Raw genomic sequence first — 19266 nt, forward strand, 5'->3', positions numbered from 1 at the left:
AACGCTCACAAAACGTGAGCGTTCCGCCCTTCTCAGAGAGTCAGGCTGAACTCACACCAAGTGAACGACGGTGCGAGGGCGGTGCGATGACTCCGGCTGAGCCTTACGAAAAGCAGGTCTTCGCAGACCGCGCCCGCGCAGTCTCACACTGGGCGCCCCGGCAGCCGCGCGAACGGCTCCGGGGCCGGCCAACGCTGCGAAGGAGCGTCGACGTGAGGAACGGTACAGCTCGTAGAAAGCCCAGCGCCAGGACGACCCTGCACCTTTGCCGGGCCAATCGAGGCGGCGCAATCGCCAAGGGTCAGGGCGCTGGGACCAGGGCGGTGACGAGGTGAACGCCACCCGCGATGAGATGTCCAATCCGACCCTCGCGTCTTGCCGACCGCCTGACCTGGAGGACGTCGCACAGACTTCACCGAAGGTCCCCGACTGCGGGCGGGATGTGGTGCATGCGCGCTTCGAGGTCGCCACTCTGAGCAACGGGTTACCTCCGCGCTCTGAGGACGCGTGTCAGGTGGGGACTATGCGGCGGATTGCGGCTGCAAGGCTTCGCTACTGCGGGCTGGAGGCGATGACGGATGACGTGATGCTGATCGTCTCTGAGTTGCTGACCAACGCCCTCCAGCACAGCGGCACCACAGAAATCAGTCTGGTCATCACCGTGGCCGACGGGGCGTTGCGGGTGCGGGTGCGAGACGGCATGCCGACTCCCGCTGTACCCCGGCGCCCCGGGCCCGCCGCGGAGTCTGGTCGGGGTCTGCTGCTCGTCGACGCCGTGGCGAAGGAGAACGGCGGCAGCTGGGGAACCAGCGAGGCCGGCGCGGAGACGTGGTGCTGTCTGCCGCTTCCGCCGCAGGGGCAGCCGTGACTGTCTTAACCGCCCCCTCATGGTCTGCGCCGCTGGGGCCGTCAGAGCTGGCCGGCGTCCTGACGAAGCTGCGGCGGTGGACCCCCTACGACGGCGAGGCAGTCCTCGACGACGTCGGCGCAGTACTGGACGACGTCCTCCCGCACCGGGACCTGCTCGCTGACCTTGCGGTGCGCCTCAGTGGGCATCTGGCCCGGCTGTCGGACATCGCTGTTGCCACCGAGGCCGGCCAGGAAGATCTTGAGGCGGAGCGACTGGTCCGCCAGGCCCGGGCTGTGTGCGCTGAGCAGGCGTCAGTCGCTCGGGTGCCGACGGTGGGCCAACTGCGGCGGCTGGCCTGGGCCGTCAACGAACTCCTGGAGCGCTTGACGGTCCTCGGATGTCTCAGGGAGGCGGCATGAGGACTCCCCCGCTCGCCTTGGGCACGACGAGAGAGAAGAACCGCACCGTGCATGCCGCGTCCGATCAGGGCCTGGTTCCCTTCATCACCCAGCGCGAGGGCGAGGAAGCGGCGCCGGACAACCTCCTCATCCACCAGCATGCGGCCGGGCCCCGGCTGTACTACGGCGACGAGGACCCCCGAGACCGGCCCCTGCGCGGCATCCTGTGGGCGCGGTGCGGCTTCAATCCGGTGGACGAGCGGCAGATGCCGACCGGAGTCCCGCAGTGGAAGCTCATGCACCCCTACCGGCAGATGCTCACCATGCAGGCACTGCACTGCCAGGTCTGCGCGCGACCCGCCCGCACCCCGCTTGGCTTCATCTTCCTCACCGGCCCCCGGGACGAAGACCCCACCCGGGCCGAGATTCTCACCAACCAGCCGCCGGTGTGCGCCAGGCATGCCCGTGCCGCGGCCGCGCTCTGCCCACATCTGGAGAAGAACCCCATGGTGTTCCTGGCCCGGAGTGCGCCCCTGTACGGGGTGCACGGCGTCCTCTACGGCCTGAACGCACAAGCGCAGGTGCGAGTCGTCGCGCAACCCGACCATGCCCTGCCCTTCGCCCACCCCAACCTGCCCACCCTGCTCGCCTCCCAGCTCATCCGGCGCCTCAGCTCGTTCCGCGTCCTCGACATGAACGAACTTTTGCAGGAACTGGCCGACCACTCTGCACAAGGTTCGGCCCGTGACCCGGCGGCTCATCGCTGAAGCCCTGCCGACCAGGTCGGCACCGCCGCCGTCTCGACCCAGGATCCAGGCGTTGCTGCTCCTCAGCGCCCATGCGCGTCGCGGCGCAGGGCCTCAAAGACTCACCGGCCGGCCATGCGAAGGACAGGCGGCCGGTGAACAGGGGCGGGTCCGCGGAGTTCCCCCGACTCCACCTCTGCACGGACCCGCCCCACCCCAACTACCGCCCCAAGGACGCGATTTCCCAGCACCACCTCCAGCCCCCTCCCCCCCCCGTTCCGTTTAGAGGAGTTCCACACGTGAAGGCCCCAGAGGTGACCGCACCGGTCGTACGCACCGTCACCCTGAAGCTGCCCGCAGACACCGGCGCGATGGCCATGGCACGCATCATGGGCCGCACTCTGCTCACCGTGCTGGGCTGGCCCGGCAACGTGAACGCTGCGACCGACGTCTTGGGCCACCTCGTCGACAACGCCGTCCAGCACGGCCACACCCCCGAAACGACAGGCTGCCTCCGCGAGATCCGCGCCTGGCTCCGGGTCACCGAAGCCCACGAACTCATCATCGACGTCGCCGACCCACACCCCGCCTTCGAACACTTCACCGACGCCGTCAACAGCCGCTCAGGGCGCAGCCTGTGGCACGTCAGGCAATACGGCGCCCACCTCAGCTGGTTCCTCACCCCCCAGTGCGGCGGGAAAACCGTACGCGCCACCATGACCGCCGAGCCCCCGCCCCCGTGACCACCGCCGCTCCCGCCTTCGCGCCGGTGCCAGCTCCGGCGCGAGGCAAGCCCCGGCTCGCACTCCCCCGACGGCCAAGTCCCGCACGCGCCGGCACTCAGCAGCACCCGACCAAGGAGAGGCACCATGACGTTCGTTCCCGAGTCCCCGACCCGCCCGGCGGTACCGGACTTCCTCGAGCTGGAGATCACCGGTAAGTGCCAGCTCACCTGTCCGTCCCTGTGCTACGCCAACGCCGGCCCCACCGAGGGACACGGCAGCATGACCACCGACGACTGGAAGCTGCTCATCAGCGAAGCCGCCAACATCGGCGTGGAGAAGGTGCAGTTCATCGGCGGTGAGCCGACCATGCACCCCAGCTTCGAGGCCCTGGTGCACCGGGCCCTTGCCGTCGGGCTCGGTGTGCAGGTCTACAGCAACCTGTACCGCGTGAAGCTGGAGCACTGGGCGCTGTTCGCACACCCGAAGGTGTCCCTGGCGACGTCCTACTACAGCGACCTCGCCGAGGAACACGAGCGGGTGACCGGCCGCAGGGGCTCCCACGCAGCGACCCGCGCGAACATCGTCCAGGCCATACAAAGGCACATCCCGCTGCAGGTGGGCATCGTCGAAGTGTTCGACGGGCAGCGCACCGCGCAGGCCCGCGAGGAGCTGCTCGCGCTCGGCGTGCGCACCGTGAACGTCGACCGTGTCCGCAGCGTCGGCCGGGGCGAGGTCCACGTCCCCAGCACCGCGGACCTGTGCGGCCAGTGCGCTAAGGGCCGGGCCGCGGTCATGCCGGACGGCACGGTCACACCGTGCGTCCTAGGCCGCTTCCTCAGGACAGGGAACGCGAAGACGGACGGACTGGCCAACGTCTTCAGCGGGCAGCCCTGGGCGGACACCGCAGCGAGGATCCCCCGGCGGCCCGTGCCGACGGCCGGCTGCACCCCGGCCGACTCCAACGACTGCGACCCGGCGAACACGCCGGCCTGTGATCCTGCCTACTAGGACGAGAGGGGCGAAGACACGATGACCGTGAACTGGCTGCCGCACGCCCGGCGCCTGGCCCACCAGGTCGCCCGGCCGGAATCACGCTGGCATACGGCCGTGGCCAGTGTGCCCCGGCACCAGTTCGTGCCCCGATGGTGGGAGCCGGACGGTGGCGTGTGGCGCCTGCGCACCGGCCTCGAAGACCCCGGCATCTGGCTACAGGAGGCGTACCAGGACAAGACCCTCGTGACACGGGTCGGCGCCCACCATGCCGACACCGTCGGAATCGACGAGGTCCTCGACAGCGGTACGCCGACCTCGTCGTCGACGCTGCCCAGCCTCGTCGTCCAGATGTACCGGCACGCCATGATCGACGACGGCAACCAGGTCCTCGTCACGACCGGATCAGGCTACGGCACAGCCCTGGCCTGCATGCGACTCGACAGCGACCTCGTCACGAGCATCGACATCGACGAGCACCTCGTCAGGCTCGCCGAAGAACGTCTCCTGCTCTTCGGAGAATCTCCCCGGTTGGAGGTCTGCGACATCACCGGCCCCCTCCTGCCCGGGACGTTCGACCGCATCGTTTCCACCGTGTCGGTGCGCTCCGTGCCTGCCTCCTGGCTGAAGGCGCTGGGCACCGGCGGGCGGCTTGTGACCACGATCGCCGGCACCGGTCTGATTCTCACCGCCGACAAGACCGCCGACGGCGGGGCCGTGGGCCGCATCGAATGGAACCGTGCCGGATTCATGCGCACCCGGCACAGCGACGACTACCCGCAGCCGGCCGACGACCTGTGGGAAGGCGCCGCCGAAGACGACGGACAGGACATCAGCACCAGCCGCTACCCGCTGCTCTACCCGCCCGACGCCTGGGACGTCATGTCGATGCTCGAGCTGCAGATCCCCGGTATCGAGTACCGCAAGCAGGAGGACGGCGACACCCGCACGGTATGGCTGCTGCACCCCGACGGTTCATGGGCCCGCGCCACGGCAGCCGGGCACCTCAAGGCGCCGACCGTGCATCAGAGCGGCCCACGACGGCTGTGGGAAAACCTGGAACGGATCCGCAACCGCCTCAACCGGGAAGGCGCCCTGCCCCTGTACGGCGCCAGCGTCACCATCGACCCCGACGGGACCACCACCCTGGCCCGCGGATCATGGACGGCCACGCTGTAGGCCCTCCACCACACGACGCCGGCACGACGACCAACCCCTGCCAAGAAGCAGCCGCCGCACCGGTCCACCACCGCTTTCGCGTTCAAAGGGGAACGACGTGACAGCAGCAACGGTGCCGGACATCCACCACCTTACGGATCGGTGTCCTGCGCGGAGGCAACTCCCCCGAGCGGCCCAGTTCCCTCACCTCCGGCGAGCAAGCAGCCAGGGCTCTCGCTCACGCGGGCCTCACCACCGACCTGATCAACCCCCCGGACACCCCTCTGCAGGACCAGCGCCCCCTTGTTGACACTCGCGAAAGAGGTAGTCATGGGAACGAGCAACAACGCCACGTCCGCCCGAACTGAGGGGGCGCCGAGCACTACGGTCAACGGGGTGAACAGCGACACCATCGAGGCCCCTTCCGCCGACCGTCTGGGCGCCCATTGATCGACCATCTGGTCGTGACCGGGTGCGTGCGCACGCCCCGGGTGGAGGAGGCCATGCGGACCGTACCCCGCCACCTCTTCGTCCCGAACGCCCCCTGGAGAAGGCGTACGGCAACGCCCCCGTGGACACGAAGTTCGACGGATCCGGGCGATACGGTCCTGTACGCCGCGCTCAAGGAGTGGAATCATCTGAAGCAGCGCACGTGTGCCGAGGCCCAGGACCGGTAGCCGCGCGCCGGCCGGCCGAGGATCTCCTGCACGTCGCCGGCGGTCTGCTGCTTGGCACCGGCACTCTGGCGCTTCGCGCTGTCGGCCATGGCCCGCACCATCACCTCGGGATACTTCGCGCGCCACGCGTCCATCGCCTCTTCGATGGTCAGCTCCTCGAACCGCAGCGGCCGTCCGAGCAGGGAAGCGAGCTGCCGGGTCTGCTCGCGCGCGGACAGCGGTTCGGGCCCCGTCAGCGCGTAGCTGCGCCCCGCGTGCCCCGGCTCGGTCATGGCCCGCGCGGCCACCTGCGCGACGTCCCCCGGGTCGACGCAGGCGTTGCGCGCCGAGCCGTACAGTGCGCGCACCGTGTCCTCCTCCCGCACGGAAGCCGTCCAGGCGAGGGTGTTCGACATGAAGGCGCGGGCCCGCAGGAGAGTCCACTCCAGGCCGCTGGCGCGCACCAGGTCCTCGCAGCCGCGCTGCCAGTTCGTCAGGAAGTCCTGTGCGTGGGGGTCCTCGACCGCGAGCGCGGAGAGTTTCACCAGCCGCCGGACGCCCTGTCGCTGCGCCGCTGTGACGAGGTGTTCGTCGTGTTCCGGGTGGGTGGGGTCACTGGTGATGATCAGTACGGTGTCCGCGCCCTCGAGCGCGCGGGCGACCGACCTGCGGTCGGCGAAGTCCGTCGCCATCGGTTCTCCGGCGACTTCGCGGGCTCCCGCCCGGGCGGGGTCCCGCGAGAGCGAGCGCACCGTGTGGTGCTCGCTCAGCATCCCGGCCACGCGCCGGCCGACCGTTCCGCTGGCCCCGCAGACCACCAGGAGCCGCCGTGCGGAGTGTGCGGTCATGCTCGTTTTCCCCGCTCCGTGTCGAGATCGCGCCTCCGCCGCCCCGGGGGTCGGCCAGTGCGGGCACCGGCAGGCGTCATAGGGTCACCGCACGCTGCGGCAAGTCCGCACGCCCCGTGGTCAGTTCCGAGTGCAGCTGCCTGCCGGTTATAGAGCAGGCGTTACGTTACTGGCCCCAGCCCTCCCACGCCAAGGCTCGTACTCGGCATCCGCGAAGCAGCGCAGCCCCCGTCGAAAGGGCCGCCGCGGCCATCCCGCACACCCGTATGCAGTGTTCACTACCTCCTCGGCTGCGCGGGTGACGAGGTCCGCTGCCTTCGCGAGCACTGGCCCGTGGTGGACACGGTCGTGCCGGCCGCAGCGCAGCAGAGGGGACGGGGCCGTCCTCCCGACCCCCGTGGCGGGAGGTCGGCCCCGGGTCCTGTGGGGCGGCCGGTCAGTGCAGCTTGTTGACGGCTGTGGTGGTGGTCTTCTTGAAGGCGGTCACGGGGGCGTGGGTGAAGTTGCCCATCTGTGCCCACTGCACGACGGTGACGGTCCTGCCGTCCCGGCCGACCGACAGGAGGGCGATGTCGGTGGCGCCCCAGGACGTTTCGGTGTGCAGGCCGCGGACGCGGGCGCCTTCCTCGACGGGCAGGGTGCCGTAGTCGCGGCCTTCGGCCTCGGTGTCGGGGGTGGTGTCCTCGATGCGGTCGGCGCAGGTGCGGATCAGGTCGTCGTAGTGCTTGGCCAGCGCTTTGGCCTGGGCGGGTGTGCCCGTCACGACGGTGAGCTGGACGGCGCCGGTGTCGAGGTCGGTGTGGAACTGCCGGTGGCGGTAGTCGTAGGAGGGGACGCCCTCCGTGCTGACGCACAGGCCCAGCTGTTCCGGGAAGCCGTCGGTGACGGGGCCGGCGGTCCAGGACGAGGTCGGGTGGGGCGGGAGCTGGGAGGCCGACAGGAAGGCGGGTGCGGGTGTCCTGGGTGCGGCGCCGGCGGGCGGTGCGGTGAGGACCGTGCCTGCGGCGAGGACGGCGGCGGTGAGTGCGGTCAGGGCGCTGGTCCGGTTGCGGACGGGCATGGCTGTTCCCCCGTGGGTGGGTGGGTGGGCGTGGGTGCCGCGGCGAGGCCGGCGGGCCGGCCGGTGAGGGCCTGGTCGGTGCGGCACCAAGAGCATCCGCGGCCGGGGCGGCCGGGCGCAACAGCCGGCGGCCGATCGGGCGGGGTGGAACCATCCCAGCCCGTCTGACGTGCAGGTACTTGGGGTGCCTGGGATGCCCGTGTTGGGCCGGGCGGGGCGTACGAGGACGGGGGAACCTGTGTCGGCACACGACGGCGGCGGCAGCGGCGGTGAGGTGGCGCAGTTCGCGGCGCTGCTGCGGGCGTTGAAGGAGCGCACGGACCGCAGTTACGGGTCGCTGGCGCGTCGTCTGGGGATGAACACCTCGACGTTGCACCGCTACTGCGCGGGTGACGCGGTGCCGCTGGACTTCGCTCCCGTGGAGCGGTTCGCGGCGCTGTGCGGGGCGACGCCCCGGGAGCGTGTGGAGCTCCATCGCTGCTGGCTTCTGGCGGTGGCCGAGCGGCGCCGGCCTCGTGCGGCGGAGGCGGCGGCGGAGGCGACGGGGGCGGCGGAGGCCGTGCAGGGTGCGGCGGGCGGAGCGGATGCGGCGGTGGAGGGCGCCCCGGTGCCGGAGGGGGCGTCGCCGGCCGGCGCGCCCCCGCCCCCGCCCTCGCCCTCGCCTCTGCTGCCGGGGCGGCCCTGGTATCGGCGCAGGCGTGTCGTGGTGGGGCTGGCCTCGGCCGGTGCGCTGTTCGGGATGCTGTCGGCGCTGCCTGCGCTGCCGGACGGGCAGCGGGCGTCCGCCGACGGCCCTGTCCGGGCCGGCCGTCCCACGGTGTCCGGGCCGGCAAAGGCCGGGGCGCCTGAGCGGCGGGGCGGCTCACCCGGGCCGAGCGCCACCCCCGCATCCGGGCGGCCTTCGGCATCGCCCTCCCCGCGCAAGGAGCCGGACAACTCTCCTGCGCCCGGCACGGCGTCGTCCGCGCCGTCCGGCGGCGCTCAGGATGCCGGCGGGCTGCCGTTCGCCTGGTCCGTCAATTCCCAGGCGTGGAAGCTGGGTTGTGGCCACGACTATGTCATCGCCAAGCCGCCGGGCCGGGTGCCTCCTCCCCCGGCCCCGCAGGACGCGGCGCCGTGGGCGGCGGCGCAGGGCGCGGTGCACGGGGGCGAGACGCTCGTGCAGTTGTCGGTGCAGGGGCGCAGCGAGACGGCCGTGGTGCTGGAGGCGCTGCGGGTGCGTGTGGTGGGCCGTGCGGCGCCGGTCGAGGGCCATGCCTATGCCATGGACCAGGGCTGCGGGGGCTCGATCACCCCGCGGTATTTCGCCGTGGACCTGGACAAGGACCGCCCGATCGCCCGCGCTGTCGCCGGCAGCGATTCGGGCACTCCCATTCCGGCCGTGCGGATGCCCTACCGCGTGTCGGCGAAGGATCCCGAGGTGCTGCTGGTGACGGCCGAGGCCGTTTCGTGCGACTGCCGTTGGTATCTGGAGCTGGACTGGTCCTCCCAGGGCCGTACGGGCACGGTGCGCGTCGACGACGGCGGGCGCCCGTTCCGCACCAGCGGCATCGAGGGCCTGCCCCGGTACATGTACGACACCCTGGAGCGCCGGTGGGGTCCCTACAGCTGAGGGATCCGACGTGCGGGTGCGGGGTGGAGGCCGCCGGAACGCGGGGGATGTCGTTCCGGCGGCCGGTTTGCTCAGACGGCGCTCAGGACGGCCGCCGAGTTGAAGCCGCCCCGGCCGCGGGCGAGGACGAGGGCGTGGCGGACGCGGGTCTCGCGGGGGGCGGTGACGAGGTCGACGGGGCAGTCGGCGGCGGGCCGGGTGGTGGCGGTGGTGGGCGGGATGATCTGGTCGCGCAGGGTGAGCAGGGCGGCGGCGGTGTCGAGGGTGGCGCCGCCGGCCAGGAGGCGGCCGGTCATCGTCTTGGGTGCGGTGACGGGGACGCCGCGGGGGCCGAACAGGGCGGCGAGGGCCTGGGCTTCGGCGCGGTCGGCGGCGCGGGTGCCGGCGGCGTCGGCGAAGACGACGCCGATGTCGGCGGCGTCCAGGCCGGCGTCGGTGAGGGCCAGGCGGGCGGCGTCGGCCAGGCGTGGGGTGCCGGGGCCGTCGAAGGTGGCGGCGTAGCCGGTGAACGCGCCGTAGACGCAGGCGTCGCGTTCGCGGGCGGCGGGGGCGTTCTCCAGGACGAACAGGGCGCCGCCCTCGCCGACGACGTGGCCGTCGGCGCGGGCGTCGAAGGGCCGGTAGGCGCGGGCGGGGTCGGTGGCGGTGCTGAGGTGGCCGGTGGCCAGGTGGGCGGCCCAGCCCCAGGGGCACAGGGCGGAGTCGACGCCGCCGGTGACCATCAGGCGGGCGCCTTTGCGGATCTGGCGGCGGGCGTGGGCGAGGGCGTCGAGGCCGCCGGCCTGTTCGGCGACGACGACGCCGCTGGAGCCGCGCAGTTGGTGGCGGATGGAGATCTGGCCGGTGTTGACGGCGTAGAACCAGGCGAAGGACTGGTAGGCGCTGACGTACTGGCCGCCCTTGGACCACAGGGCCTGCAGTTCGCGCTGGCCGAACTCGAAGCCGCCGGCGGAGGAGGCGGTGACGACGCCGGCGCCGTAGTCGGGCAGGGTGGCGGGGTCGCTGCCGCAGTCGTCGAGGGCTTCCTTGGCGGCGGTCAGGGACAGGCGGGTGACGCGGTCGGTCTGCGACAGCAGGAGGCTGGGCAGGTGGTCGGCGTCGACGAAGCCGGGGATCTCGCCCGCGATGCGCACGGGGTAGCGGGAGGCGTCGAAGCGGGTGAGCGGGCGGATGCCGCTCTCGCCGCGCAGGGTGGCCGCCCACCAGGCCTCGGTGCCCAGCCCGTTGGGGGCCGTGACGCCGATGCCGGTGACGACGGAGCCGGTGGAGGCGCCGGTGGAGGCGCGCCGGGCGGGTCGGTCGAGGGTGGCCGTGGTCATGCCGCCTCCTGAAGTCGCGGCCGGGTCAGGACGATGGCGCTCTGGAAGCCGCCGAATCCGCTGCCGACGCTGAGGACGGTGTCCGTGCGCTGTTCGCGCGCGGTCAGCGGGGTGTAGTCGAGGTCGCAGGCCGGGTCGGCCTCGTGCAGGTTGGCGGTGGGGGGCACGGTGTTGTGCTCGATGGCCAGGGCGCTGGCGGCGATCTCGAGTGAGCCGATCGCGCCGAGGGAGTGGCCGATCATGGATTTGATGGAGCTGACCGGGACTCGGTAGGCGTGGTCGCCGAGGCTGCGTTTGAAGGCCGCGGTCTCGTGGCGGTCGTTCTGCTTGGTGCCGGAGCCGTGGGCGTTGACGTAGTCGACGGCGGTGGGGTTCAGGCGGGCTTCGTCGAGTGCCGCGCGGATCGCCTCGGCCATCTCTGCGCCGTCGGACTTCAGGCCGGTCATGTGGTAGGCGTTGCTGCGGCCGGCGAAGCCCGCGATCTCGGCGTAGATGTGGGCGCCGCGGCGGCGGGCGTGCTCGAACTCCTCCAGGACCAGGACGGCCGATCCCTCACCCAGGACGAAGCCGTTGCGGGAGCGGTCGAAGGGGCGCGAGGCGGTCTGTGGGGTGTCGTTGCGGGGGCTGGTGGCCTTGATGGCGTCGAAACAGGCCACGGTGATCGGGGAGATGGGTGCCTCGGTGGCGCCGGTCACCATGACGTCGGCGCTGCCCTCGCGGATCAGGTCGACGGCGTGGCAGACGGAGTCGATGCCGGAGGTGCAGCCGGTGGAGACCAGGGAGACCGGGCCCTGGGCGCCGACGGTGACGGCCACCTCGGCGGCCATGGAGCTGGGTACGAAGTAGTCGAAGAGGTGCGCGACGGCGCGGGTGTGGTCGACCTCCCAGGTGCTGCCCCCTTCGCTGACCACGCCGTACTCGGTGTCCAGGCCGGTGGTGCAGCCGACGGCGCTGCCGAGCGTGACGCCGGTGCGGACCGGGTCCAGGGCACCGGACAGTCCGCTGTCGTCGACCGCCTCGCGGGCGCTGGCGAGGGCGAACTGGGCGGCGCGGTCCAGGCGGGCCGTCTCGGCGGGGCCGAATCCGTGTGCGGCGGGGTCGAAGTCCGCTTCGGCGGCGATGCGCGAGCGGAAGGTGCTCGCGTCGAACAGTGTGATGCCGCGCGTGGCGGTGCGGCCCGCGGTCAGCGTGTTCCAGAACGCGCGGGTGCCCACGCCGCCCGGGGCCACGACCCCGATGCCGGTGATGACGACCCGCCTCATCGGTTGTCCCTCACAGTTGTCCTCCAGTTATGAGCCCAGGTACGCGCCGGGTGCGCCGCACCACGCGGCAGGCGCGTCCGATCAGTCGGGGTGCGTGCGGGCCGCGGACGAAGAAGTGGTCGCCGGGGACGGTGCGCCGGACGAACCGCTCGGTGGTCCAGCGCGCCCAGCCGTCCAGCGCGGCCGCGCCGACGACGGGGTCGTCCTGGCCGTCGACGGCCAGGACGGGCACGGGGAGGGGGGTGTGTGCCGCCTCGGTGAGCGCGGCGGTGCGCAGGGCCGCGGCGAGCAGGAGGTCGTCGCGCAGGACGGGCAGCACGGAGCGGTACCAGAGGCTGCCGGGCGTGGCGAGGGGGCCGTCCGGCGCTGCTCCGAGGTCATCCGCGAACCGCAGCAGCCGTTCGTCGGTGATGTCGTCCTGGCGCAGGGTCGCGGAGTGGGGCGGGGGGCTGGCGCCGACCACGAGGAGAGCGGGGGCGGGCAGCCCGCGGTCGATGAGCGCGCGGGCGAGGGTGTGGGCCACGACTCCGCCCAGGCTGTGCCCGTACAGCGCGTAGGGGCGGCCGTCGGCGGCCTGGCGGGCGAGCGGGCCGAGGAGTGCGTCGAGCAGTTGATCGCGTGAGGTCGCACGGGCCTCGCGGCGCCGGGCACCCCGTCCGGGCAGCAGTACGGGCACGACGGTCACCCCGGGGCCGGTGCCGGTGCGCCAGTGCGCGAACCCGGAGACGCCGGCGCCGGCGTGTGCGAAGCAGTAGAGCGTGACCGGTGGGTCGTCCCGCATGGTGTCGCACCTCCTCGGCCGCCGTGGTGATGGCGCATCGGTTGTCCCGAGCCTCGCCGACGTACCTGGAGGACGACTCGAATCGGCCACGTGCGGACCGCACCCTGGTGGCCGGTGAGGGCCGGCCCGCCGCGGCGTCCCGTCGCCGGGGTCACACCGCGCACGTCGAGGTGAAGGGGAGGGACGGGGTGCTCGGGGACGGGGGCCTGGGGAGCGCACGGGCGGCCAGGGCCGGTGCGTCGCCCACGTAGGCGGTGGGGTCGAGCAGTCGTTCGAGTTCTTCCTCGGTGTGGTGGGCGGTGACGTCCGGCAGGGTGCGCAGCACGTCCAGCAGCGGGCGTTGCTGCCGGTCGGCGGCGAGCGAGGCCCGGGCCATCAGGTCCTTCGCGCGGGCCCGGCCGAGGCTGGGGGCGAGCACGGCGGCCAGGCGTTCACTGACCACCTGGCTTCCGGTCAGTTTGAGGTTGTGCAGCATGCGTCCGGGGTCCGGGGTCAGGCCCTCGGCCAGTTCCCGGGCGGTCCGCGCGGCTCCGCCGGCCAGCCGCAGCGCCTCGCGCAGCAGCAGCCACTCGGCGTGCCAGACCCCGGCGGAGCGTTCGTCCTCGGTCACCAGGCACTGGGTGAGGCCCGCGGTCAGCAGGGGCACCTGCAGGGCCGCGCTGCGGATCAGGGTGGACAGGACGGGGTTGCGCTTGTGCGGCATGGCGGAGGATCCGCCCCGTCCCGTGACCGCGGGCTCGGCGACCTCGGCGATCTCCGTGCGGGACAGGACCTGTACGTCGGCGGCGAGTTTGCCGAGGGCGCCGGTGGTGAAGGCGAGGGCCGCGGCGGTGTCCGCGACCGGGGTGCGCAGCGCGTGCCAGGGCAGGTCGGGGCGGGCCAGTCCAGTCTCGTCGGCGAACGCGGCCACCAGCCTTTCCCGGTAGGTGTCCGGGCCTTCCGCGCCGGCCTGCGGGCCGGCGAACTCCAGGTATCCGGCGAGGGTGCCGGCTGCCCCGCCGAGGGAGACCGGCAGGCCGCGGCGTGCGGTCCCGATCCGGTCGGCGGCGTCCTGGACCAGCCGGTGCCAGCCGGCCGCCTTGAGGCCGAACGTGGTGGGGACCGCGTGCAGGGTGAGGGTGCGGCCGGCCATGGCGGTCGCCCGGTGCCGGTCCGCGAGGGCGGCCAGTGCGGCGGCCGTGCGGTCCAGGTCCGCGCGGATCAGGTCCAGCGCCCGCCGGCACACCAGCATCGTGCCGGTGTCCAGGACGTCCTGGCTGGTGGAGCCGCGGTGGACGTACTCGGCGGCCTGCCGGTCCTCGGCCGCCACCGCTTCGGTCAGGGCACGCACGAGGCCCACGACGGGGTTGGCGGTCTCCCGGGCCTGCAGCGCCAGTGCGCGCGGGTCGAACCGTTCCGCGCGGGCGGCGCGGGTGATGGCGCGGGCCGCGAAGCCGGGCACGGTGCCCAGGGTCGCCTGGGCGCGCGCGAGTGCCGCCTCGGCGTCCAGCATGGCCTGGAGCCACGCCGATTCACAGACGGCTTCCTCCACGGGCGTGCCGGCCCGCACGGGAGAGAACAGTCCGGCGTCCGGGCCGCCGTCGAAGGGGGGCGTCGGGGTCGTCCGCTGCGTCATGTCGTCATCTCCAGCAGGTCGGCCGGGCGTTGCGGAAGGGGGACGATGGGCCGGGCGGGGGTGAGGCGCAGCACGGCGCGGGCCATGGCGTCGGAGTCGCCGAGGATCACGGAGTCGACACCCGGCCGGATTCCGGCGGCCGTCACCCAGTGCACGGCCTCGGTGGGGACGCCGTAGGCGAACCGGCGCGGGTGGGCCCGGCCGCGGGCGTCCACCATGCGGTACGGGCGTCGGGTGACCGCGAGGCCGCCCGACTCGTAGGCCCCGTTGGTGCCTTCGATCCGGTAGGGCACCGCCTGGCCGGTGGTGAGCAGGCAGCGCAGCAGGGGGTCGGCGGTACGGCGCAGGTCGGGTTCCGGCAGCCGGGCCTCGATCAGTGTCCGTGCTCGGACGGGCTCCGCGGTGACGTGGTCGGCCGTGGCCACGAACGCGGCCCGGTCCTCCCGGATGCTCAGAGCGATCCGGGTGCCGGGTCCCAGGAGCCGTACGACTCCGGCCTCGACCAGCGCGTGCAGCTCCTCGATGCGGGAGACGGGAGGGCCTATGGAGAGGAAGGCGTTGAGGGGGGTGTACCAGCCGGTCAGCTCGTCGCGGTGGGAGTCGCCGTCCAGGCCGCCGTGGTCGACCGCGAGGCGGACTTCGTTGCGCAGGTCCCGCAGGACGTCGAGCGCGGCCTTCAGCGGTCCGTCGACGTTGCCGGCCCGTGCCTGGCGTACGTCCTCGGCCAGGTGGCCGAGGAGCCAGTGCCGGAACTCGGCCCGGCCGGCGAAGTGCCTTCCCCGGGTGGGTCGTTGGATCAGGTCCCAGTCCCACCGTCCGCCGGGTTCGACGCCGTAGGAGTCCAGGACGTGTGCGCGGTCCTGCGCGGTGGTGGCGGCGAGGTAGGCCGGTACGAACTCCGCCGCCTCACGGGCGCGGCCCTGCGTGCGCAGCAGCGTCTCGTAGTAGACGCTCTCCACCTCGCGGGCGATCAGTGGCCACAGGTGGGTGCGGAAGCGGACCGGTTCCCCTGCCAGCCGTCGGCGCCGCAGCCGGTCGATGGCGCCGGTGGTCAGCAGCCGGGGTTCGTGGCGGCCGCTGGGTCCCTTCTGGTTCTCGCCGCGCGCATGATGGGGGACACCGCGCCGGGAGCCGGCCCAGATGCGCGGCTCTTGGCCCGAGGGCAGGTAGACCGTGCGTCCGGAGCGGCGGACGAACCGCCCGCCCCGGCCGACGGTGAGCAGTGCCATCCCGTCGAAGAAGTTGAGTCCCAGTCCCCGCATCAGCACGGTCCGGCCCGGTGGGATCGTGTCGAGGTCCAGGTCGGCGGGGTTGGCGGGCATGACGTACGTGAGGCCGTGCCGCGCCGCCGCGCGGGTCCAGGCGGATTCCTCGGCGGTCGGTCGCCGCGGGAGGTGGCCCTGGGCGAGGACCACGGCGTCGAGGGCGCGCAGCCGGGTTCCGTCCGCGAGGGTGAGGACCTGGGGGCCGCCGGGTGCGCCGGTCTCGTCGCGCAGCGCCACGGCGCGGGTGCGGTGCTCGACGATGCGGCAGTTGGCGGGCAGCCGCTCCTTGACGCGCCGGTAGGCGTCCTCCAGGTAGCTGCCGTAGAAGGCGCGCGTGGGGTAGGTGTCGGGGCGCAGGGTTCGCGCCTCGGCGTACACGGCCTCGCCGAACCGGCCGGGGGGCGCCGCCAGGACCTCGGAGCGGGCCCATTCGTACAGGTCAGGGCCGGGATCCACCGGTCCCTCCATCGTGACCGTGTCGTCGGTGAAGACCGTCACCTGGGAGGCGACGGTGTTCATCAGCAGCAGCCGCGACTGGTCCGTGCGCCAGACCTGTCCGGCGCCGGGCGGGGCGGGGTCCACGAGGTGGACGGTGACCCGGCGGGGTGAGGGGGCGGCGCGTTCGTTGGCGCAGATCCGTTCCAGTACGGACAGGCCGCGGGGGCCGGCGCCCACGACGGCGATCCGCAGGTGCTGCGTGTCCATCACGCGTCCTTGGATCCGGGCACGGACGCGTCCTCGGATCCGGGGCCGGGAACGGGGGTGGTTGCGGGGGTGGGTGCGGGGGTGGGTGTCCGGCCGGTGGTGGGGTGGTCGGGGGCGCCTGCCGGGGTGCGGCGCCGACGGTGGGTGGTCATGGCCGGGGCTCTCCTCGGGTCGGTTCACTTGAAGCGGGCGCGGTGGGCGCCTGGGCCATCCGCACCCGCGGCTGACCGGCCAGGGCGGCGAGCGCGGCGGCCACGCCGCCCGTGCCGCCTCCCAGACGGGGCAGTTCGCGCAGCAGCCGGGCGCACTGGCCGACCAGACGCGACGCGTCGGCGTCGGCGAGCCGGGAGCGGTCGTGCACGGCGGTCAGGACGAGGCCGTCGTCGGTGCCGCGGTGGGCGGACAGCGTGACCGGGAACAGGGTCCGGGCGCCGGCCGGGCGGGGCGGGGTGACGCTGATGCCCTGGGCGGCGAGGGCGGAGCGCAGGTCGTCGCGGCCGGGCCGCAGGGCCTCGACGGCGATGACGCTCTGCGCGAGTTCCTCGTCCGCGCGGCACCCGCTCCACCGGTGGACCTGGCCGAGCGAGACCCACTCGTAGGAGGCGATGTCCAGGGCCGCGTCGCGCAGTTGGGCCAGCAGCCGGGTGACGGGCGCGGCCGGGTCGACCCGCACGGTCACGGGCAACGTGTTGGTGAGCAGGCCGGGCAGCCGTTCGACGGAGTCGAGGGCGATGCCGCGGCCGGGAACGGTGACGCCGAAGCGCACCGTGGCGGGCCCGGCGGCGTCCGCCGCCCGGTACAGCAGCAGGGCCCACGCCGCCTGCAGCGCGCCGGCCTCGGTGGCCGCGCAGGACGCCGCCCAGGCGCGCAGCCGGCCGGCCTGGGCGGCGCCGAGGCGGGCCTCGCTGCGGCCGGTCCCGTTCAGACCGGTGGCCGGTCCCGGCACGCCGGGCAGCACCAGGGCGGTGCCCGGGGTGATGGCGCGGGACCAGAAGTCACGGGCGGGGGCGGTGTCCTGGCGGGCGAGCCAGCGCGCGTAGTCGCGGATGTCGGGCCGCCGTTCGCCGCCGGGCAGGCGGCCGCCGGCGAGGTAGGCGCGGTAGAACTCCTGGAGCAGGACCGCCACGCTCCAGCCGTCCAGCATGGCGTGGTGGAAGGTGAGCAGCACCCGCTCGCCCGGGTGGTGGCCGGCACCGGCGGGGGCCCGCTCGTCGAGGAGGTTCAGGCGCAGCAGGGCCGGGCGGCGCAGGTCGAAGCCGCGTGTGCGGTCGCGTGTGCCCAGGTGCTGGAAGCCGACGGAACCGGCCGGGTGCCGGACGACTTCGATGCCGGCGTGTTCGTGCAGGAGCAGGCGTGGTCCGTTCTCCCAGTCGAAGGCGGCGCGCAGGACGGTCTCCCGGTCGGCCACCGACTGCCAGGCGGCGGTGAACCGTTCGGTGTCCAGGGGGCCGCGCCAGCGCCAGTGCAGTTGCTCCACGTGCCGGCCGGGGTCGGGGTGGGCGAGGGCGTCCAGGAGGAGGGTGTGCTGGTGGGGGGTGAGCGGCAGGGTGGCCGGTGGAGGGTGAGGGGTGGGGGCGGGGTGGTCCGGGGGATGGCCCGAGGGCCGGCCCGGGGGGTGGTGGCGGGACTCCCCCGGGCGCGTCGGGACGGTGGCCGGCAGCTGCTGCGGATCGCGCGGCGGCACCGGGTCCGGCTCGGGCGCACACGACGGCACCGGATCACGCCCGGAGCCCGGATCGGGCTCGGACCCCGGATCACGACCGGAGCCCGGATCGGGCTCGGACCCCGGATCACGACCGGAGCCCGGATCGGGCTCGGGCTCACGCCCGCGCTCGGTCTGTGGTGAGGTCAGTTCCGCCAGGGCGGGCCGGTCGGTGCTGCCGTCGGCGCGCAGGGGGATGTGCGGCACGCGGTACAAGCGGGCGGGGACCAGGTGGGCGGGGAGTCTCGCCGCCAGGGCGGCCCGCAGGTCGGCCGGCGCCGTGCCCGTCACCACGTGGGCGACGATCCGCCGGCCGTCCGGGCCGTGTCCGGCCAGGCCGACGGCCGCGTCCCGCACCCCGGGCAGGGAGACGAGCGCGGCGTGCACCCGGCCGAGTGCGACCCGGTCGCTCATGTCGGTCTCCCGGTGTTCGGCGGCAGGACGGGACGACGGGCCCGGCCCGCTGTCGCCGCCGGTGCCGCCCCAGGGGCTGTCGCGCCGCTGACGGCTGCCGCCGCGCCTTACTTCGCCACTGTCATGACAGGGCGGCCGGGTGGACTCCGGCTGTGGCGCGGCTCGCGGGCCGCTGGTGCGGGCGGGGGCAGGAGGGGCCGGGCGGCGGACGGGCGGGGCACGGCCGGTGGGGGACGAGCGCGGCGCAGGGGCTCTGCGACCGGTCCTCGACCCGTGGTCCAGCGCGGCGGCCGAGGATGCCGCCAGACGGGGAGGTGAGAGCACCTCCGTTTCGGCGTGAGGAGTGCGTGATGCGCAAGGTCGTTTCCCGGGACGGCACGACGATCGCTTACGAGAAGGCCGGCGACGGACCACCGATCGTGCTCCTCAACGGCTCCTTCCGCGACCACACCATCTTCGACGCGCTCGTCCCCGAACTGGCGCCGCACTGCACCACCTACGTCTACGACCGCCGCGGCCGCGGCGAGAGCGGCGACAGCCCCCACTACGACGTGGCCCGCGAGATCGAGGACCTCCAGGCCGTGATCCAGGAGGCGGGCGGCTCGGCGGTGGTGTTCGCCGGTTCCTCGGGCGCGAACCTGGCCGTCGAGGCGGCGCTCGCCGGGACGGCCATCTCCAGGCTCGCGCTGCACGAGCCCTTCTACCGGGTCGACGGCTTCCCGAAGCCGCCGTGGAACGTCGCCAAGACGCTGCGTGTCCTCATGGAGGAGGACCGGCGCCAGGAGGCGGTCGAGTACTACCTGGGCAGCTTCCTGGGCCTGACCCCGGACACCGTCGCCGAGTGGCGCAGGGGACCGATCTGGGCGGTCAACGAGGCGAACGCCCACACCCTCGCCTACGACGTGGCGATCTGCGGCGACTGCACCGTCCCGGCCGGCCGGCTCGCCGGGTACACCACGCAGACCCTCGTCCTCAACAGCTCCGGCACCAGCGAGTGGCTGCGTGCGGCGGCACGGGCCACCGCGGCCGCCCTGCCCGCCGGCCGGTCGCTGGAACTGCCCGGCTCCTGGCACCGGATCGACATGGACGTCCTGGGCCGGACCCTCGCCGAGTTCGCCACGGCCTGAGCACCGTTCGGCTCGCTCCCCCACGCCATCCCC

General features: G+C 73.4%; 18 protein-coding genes. 8 read left to right on the forward strand and 10 right to left on the reverse strand.

What is annotated here, in order from left to right; translation table 11 throughout:
• Positions 1 to 352: 352 nt before the first annotated feature.
• On the forward strand, positions 353 to 868 hold the full coding sequence (locus tag ACGF3J_RS35410) for an ATP-binding protein (protein ID WP_393855711.1): 516 nt from the start codon (positions 353 to 355) through the stop codon (positions 866 to 868).
• Between the two features lie 41 nt (positions 869 to 909).
• Here the strand turns inward: ACGF3J_RS35410 and ACGF3J_RS35415 are convergent, their stop codons facing one another.
• On the reverse strand, positions 910 to 1056 hold the full coding sequence (locus ACGF3J_RS35415; protein ID WP_393855715.1) for a hypothetical protein: 147 nt from the start codon (positions 1054 to 1056) through the stop codon (positions 910 to 912).
• Between ACGF3J_RS35415 and ACGF3J_RS35420 the strand changes: the two genes are divergently transcribed.
• From ACGF3J_RS35420 to ACGF3J_RS35440, 5 genes are all read left to right on the forward strand, one after another.
• The gene (locus tag ACGF3J_RS35420; RefSeq protein ID WP_393855712.1) at positions 1021 to 1269 is read left to right on the forward strand and encodes a DUF6415 family natural product biosynthesis protein; all 249 of its coding nucleotides are present in this window, start codon (positions 1021 to 1023) and stop codon (positions 1267 to 1269) included. The genes ACGF3J_RS35415 and ACGF3J_RS35420 overlap by 36 nt on opposite strands.
• The gene (locus ACGF3J_RS35425) at positions 1266 to 2015 is read left to right on the forward strand and encodes a hypothetical protein (RefSeq protein ID WP_393855638.1); all 750 of its coding nucleotides are present in this window, start codon (positions 1266 to 1268) and stop codon (positions 2013 to 2015) included. Before ACGF3J_RS35420 ends, ACGF3J_RS35425 begins: the two co-directional genes overlap by 4 nt.
• Before the next feature lie 278 nt (positions 2016 to 2293).
• Positions 2294 to 2737: an ATP-binding protein gene (locus ACGF3J_RS35430; protein WP_393855639.1), complete on the forward strand. Its 444-nt coding sequence runs from the start codon at positions 2294 to 2296 to the stop codon at positions 2735 to 2737.
• Between the two features lie 126 nt (positions 2738 to 2863).
• Positions 2864 to 3727, forward strand: a complete 864-nt coding sequence (locus tag ACGF3J_RS35435) for a radical SAM/SPASM domain-containing protein (RefSeq protein WP_393855640.1) — start codon at positions 2864 to 2866, stop codon at positions 3725 to 3727.
• A 21-nt stretch (positions 3728 to 3748) separates the two neighbouring features.
• Positions 3749 to 4888: a protein-L-isoaspartate O-methyltransferase gene (locus tag ACGF3J_RS35440; protein WP_393855641.1), complete on the forward strand. Its 1140-nt coding sequence runs from the start codon at positions 3749 to 3751 to the stop codon at positions 4886 to 4888.
• A 613-nt stretch (positions 4889 to 5501) separates the two neighbouring features.
• Here ACGF3J_RS35440 and ACGF3J_RS35445 read toward each other — a convergent pair.
• Both ACGF3J_RS35445 and ACGF3J_RS35450 read right to left on the reverse strand, forming a co-directional pair.
• Positions 5502 to 6371 (reverse strand): NAD(P)H-binding protein, encoded by an 870-nt coding sequence (locus tag ACGF3J_RS35445; RefSeq protein ID WP_393855642.1) that lies wholly within the window; start codon positions 6369 to 6371, stop codon positions 5502 to 5504.
• 436 nt (positions 6372 to 6807) lie between these two features.
• Positions 6808 to 7431 carry a hypothetical protein gene (locus tag ACGF3J_RS35450; RefSeq protein WP_393855643.1) on the reverse strand — a complete coding sequence of 208 codons (624 nt, stop codon included), beginning with the start codon at positions 7429 to 7431 and terminating at the stop codon, positions 6808 to 6810.
• Between the two features lie 193 nt (positions 7432 to 7624).
• Between ACGF3J_RS35450 and ACGF3J_RS35455 the strand changes: the two genes are divergently transcribed.
• Positions 7625 to 9043, forward strand: coding sequence for a helix-turn-helix domain-containing protein (locus tag ACGF3J_RS35455; protein WP_393855644.1), 1419 nt, complete (start codon positions 7625 to 7627; stop codon positions 9041 to 9043).
• Between the two features lie 71 nt (positions 9044 to 9114).
• On the opposite strand, the gene ACGF3J_RS35460 is transcribed toward ACGF3J_RS35455, so the two are convergent.
• The 7 genes from ACGF3J_RS35460 to ACGF3J_RS35490 all read right to left on the reverse strand — a co-directional run bounded on the left by ACGF3J_RS35460 (position 9115) and on the right by ACGF3J_RS35490 (position 18106).
• Positions 9115 to 10362 carry a ketosynthase chain-length factor gene (locus ACGF3J_RS35460; RefSeq protein ID WP_393855645.1) on the reverse strand — a complete coding sequence of 416 codons (1248 nt, stop codon included), beginning with the start codon at positions 10360 to 10362 and terminating at the stop codon, positions 9115 to 9117.
• The gene (locus ACGF3J_RS35465; protein ID WP_393855646.1) at positions 10359 to 11624 is read right to left on the reverse strand and encodes a beta-ketoacyl-[acyl-carrier-protein] synthase family protein; all 1266 of its coding nucleotides are present in this window, start codon (positions 11622 to 11624) and stop codon (positions 10359 to 10361) included. Before ACGF3J_RS35465 ends, ACGF3J_RS35460 begins: the two co-directional genes overlap by 4 nt.
• Before the next feature lie 10 nt (positions 11625 to 11634).
• A complete protein-coding gene (locus ACGF3J_RS35470; RefSeq protein WP_393855647.1) occupies positions 11635 to 12405 on the reverse strand; it encodes a thioesterase II family protein in 771 nt (256 codons plus the stop codon).
• Between the two features lie 151 nt (positions 12406 to 12556).
• A complete protein-coding gene (gene pcaB / locus ACGF3J_RS35475; RefSeq protein WP_393855648.1) occupies positions 12557 to 14020 on the reverse strand; it encodes a 3-carboxy-cis,cis-muconate cycloisomerase in 1464 nt (487 codons plus the stop codon).
• Positions 14017 to 15990, reverse strand: coding sequence for an FAD/NAD(P)-binding protein (locus tag ACGF3J_RS35480; RefSeq protein WP_393855649.1), 1974 nt, complete (start codon positions 15988 to 15990; stop codon positions 14017 to 14019). The genes pcaB and ACGF3J_RS35480 overlap by 4 nt, the downstream gene beginning before the upstream one ends.
• The gene (locus tag ACGF3J_RS35485; RefSeq protein WP_393855650.1) at positions 15990 to 16142 is read right to left on the reverse strand and encodes a hypothetical protein; all 153 of its coding nucleotides are present in this window, start codon (positions 16140 to 16142) and stop codon (positions 15990 to 15992) included. The genes ACGF3J_RS35480 and ACGF3J_RS35485 overlap by 1 nt, the downstream gene beginning before the upstream one ends.
• On the reverse strand, positions 16139 to 18106 hold the full coding sequence (locus tag ACGF3J_RS35490; protein ID WP_393855651.1) for a condensation domain-containing protein: 1968 nt from the start codon (positions 18104 to 18106) through the stop codon (positions 16139 to 16141). Before ACGF3J_RS35490 ends, ACGF3J_RS35485 begins: the two co-directional genes overlap by 4 nt.
• A gap of 350 nt (positions 18107 to 18456) precedes the next feature.
• On the opposite strand from ACGF3J_RS35490, the gene ACGF3J_RS35495 reads away from it, so the two are divergent.
• Positions 18457 to 19233, forward strand: coding sequence for an alpha/beta fold hydrolase (locus tag ACGF3J_RS35495; RefSeq protein ID WP_393855652.1), 777 nt, complete (start codon positions 18457 to 18459; stop codon positions 19231 to 19233).
• Positions 19234 to 19266: the final 33 nt, after the last annotated feature.

This window comes from Streptomyces sp. NPDC048171 (assembly GCF_043202655.1).
GTDB lineage: Bacteria > Actinomycetota > Actinomycetes > Streptomycetales > Streptomycetaceae > Streptomyces.

Coding starts and splice junctions, on each gene's coding strand:
- ACGF3J_RS35450 (WP_393855643.1), bottom strand. CDS start 7,431: ATGCCCGTCCGCAACCGGACCAGCGCCCTGACCGCACTCACCGCCGCC.
- ACGF3J_RS35470 (WP_393855647.1), bottom strand. CDS start 12,405: ATGCGGGACGACCCACCGGTCACGCTCTACTGCTTCGCACACGCCGGC.
- ACGF3J_RS35415 (WP_393855715.1), bottom strand. CDS start 1,056: ATGCCCACTGAGGCGCACCGCAAGGTCAGCGAGCAGGTCCCGGTGCGG.
- ACGF3J_RS35445 (WP_393855642.1), bottom strand. CDS start 6,371: ATGACCGCACACTCCGCACGGCGGCTCCTGGTGGTCTGCGGGGCCAGC.
- ACGF3J_RS35410 (WP_393855711.1), top strand. CDS start 353: ATGTCCAATCCGACCCTCGCGTCTTGCCGACCGCCTGACCTGGAGGAC.
- ACGF3J_RS35465 (WP_393855646.1), bottom strand. CDS start 11,624: ATGAGGCGGGTCGTCATCACCGGCATCGGGGTCGTGGCCCCGGGCGGC.
- ACGF3J_RS35495 (WP_393855652.1), top strand. CDS start 18,457: ATGCGCAAGGTCGTTTCCCGGGACGGCACGACGATCGCTTACGAGAAG.
- ACGF3J_RS35485 (WP_393855650.1), bottom strand. CDS start 16,142: ATGACCACCCACCGTCGGCGCCGCACCCCGGCAGGCGCCCCCGACCAC.
- ACGF3J_RS35460 (WP_393855645.1), bottom strand. CDS start 10,362: ATGACCACGGCCACCCTCGACCGACCCGCCCGGCGCGCCTCCACCGGC.
- ACGF3J_RS35425 (WP_393855638.1), top strand. CDS start 1,266: ATGAGGACTCCCCCGCTCGCCTTGGGCACGACGAGAGAGAAGAACCGC.
- ACGF3J_RS35440 (WP_393855641.1), top strand. CDS start 3,749: ATGACCGTGAACTGGCTGCCGCACGCCCGGCGCCTGGCCCACCAGGTC.
- ACGF3J_RS35455 (WP_393855644.1), top strand. CDS start 7,625: ATGCCCGTGTTGGGCCGGGCGGGGCGTACGAGGACGGGGGAACCTGTG.
- ACGF3J_RS35480 (WP_393855649.1), bottom strand. CDS start 15,990: ATGGACACGCAGCACCTGCGGATCGCCGTCGTGGGCGCCGGCCCCCGC.
- ACGF3J_RS35490 (WP_393855651.1), bottom strand. CDS start 18,106: ATGAGCGACCGGGTCGCACTCGGCCGGGTGCACGCCGCGCTCGTCTCC.
- ACGF3J_RS35435 (WP_393855640.1), top strand. CDS start 2,864: ATGACGTTCGTTCCCGAGTCCCCGACCCGCCCGGCGGTACCGGACTTC.
- pcaB (WP_393855648.1), bottom strand. CDS start 14,020: ATGACGCAGCGGACGACCCCGACGCCCCCCTTCGACGGCGGCCCGGAC.